The sequence below is a fragment of the Actinosynnema sp. NPDC004786 genome (assembly GCF_053601135.1).
In genome coordinates, this window is sequence record NZ_JBSGBG010000121.1 from 1 (window position 1) to 1,181 (window position 1,181).

Annotated in this window: 1 protein-coding gene; it reads left to right on the plus strand. The window is 70.4% G+C overall.

What is annotated here, in order from left to right; all coding sequences use genetic code 11:
- Positions 1 to 102: 102 nt before the first annotated feature.
- A partial coding sequence (locus ACWEFJ_RS39245) for a cellulose binding domain-containing protein (protein ID WP_449716923.1) occupies positions 103 to 1,181 on the plus strand: 1,079 nt, incomplete at its 3' end.

Consider the following 1,181-nt stretch of genomic DNA (forward strand, 5'->3'; position numbering starts at 1 on the left):
ACCCGGGCCACGTCGGCGGTGAGGGTCAGCTCCCGGCCGTCGCGGAGCACCCCGAACTCGGTCGGGCCGGACCGCTCGCGGGTCTTCTCCAGCACCACGGGCATGGCGTTGACCGGGGGGCTCGGCGAGGCCGCGCCGTCCGCCCAGGTCGGCACGCTCGCGTCGAGCGCGGGCTGCGGCAAGGCGCCGACGATGCGCAGCGGCACCCACACCATCACCAGCAGCGGCAAGAGCCGCAGCTTCATCCTGCGCGTCCCGGACGGCTACGACAGCAACCGGGCGTACCGGCTGATCTTCGCGTTCCACTGGCGCGGCGGCACGATGAACGACGTGTCCTCGGGCGGCACGAGCGGCACGGCGTGGTCGTACTACGGGATGCAGGAGCAGTCCAACAACAGCGCGATCCTGGTCGCGCCGCAGGGCCTCGGCAACGGCTGGGCCAACTCCGGCGGCGAGGACATCACGTTCGTCGACGACATGATGCGGCGGATCGAGGGCGACCTCTGCGTGGACACGGGCCTGAGGTTCGCGATGGGCTTCAGCTACGGCGGCGGCATGAGCTACGCCATCGCGTGCGCCCGCGCCAACGCGTTCCGGGCCGTGGTGGTCTACGCCGGCGCGCAGCTCAGCGGGTGCGCCGGCGGCACCCAGCCGATCGCGTACTTCGGCCTCCACGGCATCACCGACAACGTCCTGAACATCTCGATGGGCCGGTCGTTGCGCGACACCTTCGTGCGCAACAACGGCTGCGCGGCGCAGACCCCGCGCGAACCGGCGCAGGGCAGCATGTCCCACATCACCACGACGTACTCCTGCCGGGCGGGGTACCCCGTGCAGTGGGCCGCGTTCGACAACGGGCACATGCCCGGCCCGGTGGACGGCACGTACACCGAGAGCGGGGTCCGGACCTGGACCAAGGGCGAGGCGTGGAAGTTCATCTCCCAGTTCCAGGGCACGCCGCCGTCGAGCACCACCACCACCACGACCAGCACCACCACCACGACCAGCACCACCACGACGACGAGCACCACCACCACGACCACGACGTCCAACCCGCCGGGTGACGGCTGCCGCGTGACCGACACGGTGAACGCGTGGAACACGGGGTTGACGTCGGAGATCACGATCACGAACACGGGGTCGGCGGCGATCTCGGGTTGGTCGTTGGTGTTCACGTTGCC